The 3,256-nt window shown below is 72.2% G+C and carries 5 protein-coding genes; 3 read left to right on the top strand and 2 right to left on the bottom strand.

Going from position 1 to position 3,256, the window contains the following annotated elements; translation table 11 throughout:
• The first annotated feature begins 492 nt into the window (after positions 1 to 492).
• The 3 genes from ABT300_RS42595 (at position 493) to ABT300_RS42585 (ending at position 2,429) form a co-directional block, all read left to right on the top strand.
• Entirely contained in the window at positions 493 to 1,119 is a 627-nt protein-coding gene (locus ABT300_RS42595; RefSeq protein ID WP_351688130.1) for a DsbA family protein, read from the top strand.
• 91 nt (positions 1,120 to 1,210) lie between these two features.
• A complete protein-coding gene (locus ABT300_RS42590; protein ID WP_351688128.1) occupies positions 1,211 to 2,017 on the top strand; it encodes an MBL fold metallo-hydrolase in 807 nt (268 codons plus the stop codon).
• 1 nt (position 2,018) lies between these two features.
• Complete coding sequence (locus ABT300_RS42585) at positions 2,019 to 2,429, top strand: nuclear transport factor 2 family protein (protein ID WP_351688126.1); 411 nt, start codon at positions 2,019 to 2,021, stop codon at positions 2,427 to 2,429.
• A 112-nt stretch (positions 2,430 to 2,541) separates the two neighbouring features.
• On the opposite strand, the gene ABT300_RS42580 is transcribed toward ABT300_RS42585, so the two are convergent.
• Together ABT300_RS42580 and ABT300_RS42575 are read right to left on the bottom strand one after the other, a co-directional pair.
• Complete coding sequence (locus ABT300_RS42580) at positions 2,542 to 2,682, bottom strand: hypothetical protein (RefSeq protein WP_351688124.1); 141 nt, start codon at positions 2,680 to 2,682, stop codon at positions 2,542 to 2,544.
• Positions 2,683 to 2,694: 12 nt separating this feature from the next.
• Positions 2,695 to 3,256: peptidoglycan-binding domain-containing protein (locus ABT300_RS42575; RefSeq protein ID WP_351688122.1), on the bottom strand; the 562-nt coding region annotated here is incomplete at its 5' end.

Here is a 3,256-nt window from a genome sequence, read left to right as displayed (position 1 = left end):
ACGTTGTAGGTGAGGGCGCTGAACGACCCGGATGCCGGATCCGCCGCGGCGGCGGGCGTCGCGGTGGCGACGAATCCACCGCAGGTGATGGCCGCGGCCGTGATGCAGGTGAGAAGACGGCGCATGAAGTGGAACTCCTGTGTGTGGGGAGGGGCAGCCGGAACGTACCGCTGGTAACCCGCTTCTGTCGTCGCCTCTGTCGAGGGAGATCAAAACTTGACCGCGTGGTCTAGTCCATGGGGCGGGCTGCGCCTTGCCGCCCGGTGTCGGTCAGATGAACCTCTCGACATGCGTCCGAACGGACGTGTGTTCACGGCCGTTCGGCCCGAAGTCCATGGTGGGGTCCGTGAGGGGCGGCAAGGGGTGGGTGGGTGAGTGGCGGGAGCGGCGGACCGTGCGCATGATCACCGGAATATCTGACGAGTCAGGTATTGTTGGTCCGGTGAACCGCTCGCACCAGGCGGGCGCCACACCTTTCTGCCGAGGTCCTCGATGAAGCTGATCTACGTTTTCGACGCCTACTGCGGTTGGTCGCACGGCTTCTCCCCGACGCTTCGCGAGGTGACCTCGCGGCATCCGGAGCTCGCCGTCGAGGTCGTCTCCGGAGGCCTGTTCACCGGATCGCGCCGGGTGCCGATCCGCGAGTTCGGGTATGTCCAGGGCGCCAACGCCACGATCGCCGAGCTGACCGGCGTCGAGTTCGGCGAGGCGTACGAGAAGCTGATCGCCGACGGCTCGTTCGTGATGGACTCCGAGGCCGCCGCCCGAGGGGTCGCCGCCCTGCGGCAGACCGCTCCCGAGCGCGCGGCGGAACTGGCCATGGCTCTGCAGCACGCCTTCTACGTCGACGGCCTCAGCCTCTCCGACCCGGAGACCTACCGGAAGCTCGCCGCGCAGGCGGGCCTGAGTGCGGCGGATGCCGCAGCCGCCTTCGAGGCGCCCGGGACGCGGACGGCGGCCGAAGCCGACTTCACGCGTGCCGCCGGACTGGGCGTCGACGGCTTCCCCACCCTCCTCGCCGTCGACGGGGAGCGCACGACCGCGCTGGCCCGTGGCCGAGCCACCGCCGACGACGTGGAGCGCCGCCTCGCGGCGTTCTCCGCCGCCCGCCCCTCCTGACCCGCCCCGTCCCCGACCGCCGCCCCCGTCCCTGACCGCTGCTCTGTCCCTGCTCACCGCTCCGTCCCCGATCACCCCCGAAGGAACCGTCATGAGCACGCTCGACTTCAAGATCCTCGACCTGGACTTCCCCGCCGGCAGCAAGAACAAGACCGCCACCCTCGTCACCGGCGAGAGCGAGGCGCTGCTGGTCGACGCCGCCTTCACCCGCGCCGACGGGCACCGCCTGGCCGCCGAGGCCCTCGACTCCGGCAAGCGCCTGACCACCGTCTTCGTCAGCCACGCCGACCCCGACTTCTACTTCGGCGCGGAGGTCGTCGCCGAAGCCTTCCCGGACGCGACGTTCGTCGCCACCCCGCTCGTCATCGAGCACATCCAGCACTCCTACGAGGGCAAGCTCAAGGCGTGGGCGGCGCTCGGCGCCAACCTGCCCACCCGCCTGGTGGACCTCGAGCCCCTCACCGGGGACCTCACCCTGGAAGGCCACACCTTCGAGCTCAAGGGCGGCCCGGCCGCGCTGCCGGACCGCCACTACCTCTGGCAGGCCGAGCACCGCGCCCTGCTCGGCGGCGTCCTGCTCTTCCAGCAGGAGCACGTCTGGGTCGCCGACACGCCCACCCCCGACGACCGCGCCGCCTGGGTCGACCTGCTCGGCGAGATGGCCGCCCTGAGCCCGGAGCTGGTCGTGCCGGGTCACCGCCTGCCCGGGGCCGCCGCGGACGCCACCGCGATCACCGCCACCCGCGACTACCTGCTCGCCTTCGAGGAGGAGCTCGGCAGGGCCGCCGACGGCGCGGCCCTGACCGAGGCGCTCGTGGCCCGCTACCCCGACCACGGCATGCTCATCGCCGCCCAGATCGGCGCGAAGGTCGCCAAGGGCGAAATGAAGTGGGGCTGACATGAGCGAGTTCGCGACCTCCGCCGCCCCCGCAGACGTCGTACGCCGCCAGTACCTGGCCTCCGCGGCAGGTGACCTGGAAGCCCTCCGGGCCACCCTCGCCCCGGACGTCGAGTGGACGGAGATGGCCGGCTTCCCCCTCGCCGGCACCTACCGCACTCCCGACGGCGTCACCGCCAACGTGATGGAACGGCTCGGCAAGGACTGGACCGGCTGGACCGCCCACGACGACACCTACGTCGTCGACGGCGAGAACGTCGTCGTCCTGGCTCGCTACACCGCCGTCAACAACGCCACGGGCAAGGCGATCGACGTCCGGGTGGCGCACCACTTCGTCGTGCGCGGCGGACTCATCGTCCGCTTCGAGCAGTTCGTCGACACCGCGCTCGTCCGCGACGCGATGACCGCCTGAGCCGCACGCCTGCTCGACCGCTGCACGACCGACGCCGTCGCCGACGTCGTGGGAAGGCCCTCAAGGGCCGGGCCCCCGGGCGTCGGAGACGGCGCCCGGGGGCCCGGCGGGGTCAGGCGACGGTTCCCGTCACCGAGCCTGCGTTCTTGAGCACCCGGTAGGTCACGGCGGCGCCGCGCCAGAAGTGGAAGACGAGCGTTGCCTGCGCGTTGTCCCGCAGCGCATGGAGGAAGTCCGGGGTGAGCCGCCGCACCGGCCGGGCGCGTCACTCGGTGGTGCGCAGTGCCTTCCAGGTGTCGGGTCTCACGACGCCGTTGGCCCTGAGACCCCGGTCGCTCTGGAAGGTCTGGACCGCGGCCTGCGTGCCGGTGCCGAACTCGCCGGCCGCGTCGGTGCTCGCCTCGCCGTATCCGCGCTCGGTCAGCATGCACTGAACCTGTTGCACGCGTTTGCCCGTGTCGCCGAGGCGGGTGCGCGCCTTGCCGGAGTAGTACGTGCACTCGGAGAGCCAGGGCGCCGGGTCGGTCACGGCGGACGGGGCGGCGGTGGACGGTGTGGCGGAGGGGGAGCCGTCCGGAGCGGTCCCGGGAGCGGAGGCGCTGACGCGTCGCCCGGCGGGGGAGCCCGACGGCTCGGCCTCTGGGGTGGCGGCGCCGGTCGCGCCGCCGCGGTTCTCGACGGCCGCACCGTCCACGTCGGGGCGGGCGGGTGCGCTCGTTCCCCGTGGGGTCGGTGTCGTGGAAGCGACGCCGGGTCCGACGTCGACGGCCGTGGCGACGCCGGCTTTCGGGGAGGCGGTGGCGGGATGATCCTGACCCGTGAGCAGG

The sequence above is a fragment of the Streptomyces sp. NPDC001027 genome (assembly GCF_040299045.1).
Taxonomy (GTDB): Bacteria; Actinomycetota; Actinomycetes; order Streptomycetales; family Streptomycetaceae; genus Streptomyces.
Note: the sequence above shows the minus strand (reverse complement) of the source record. Positions and strands in the feature narration are given on the sequence as shown.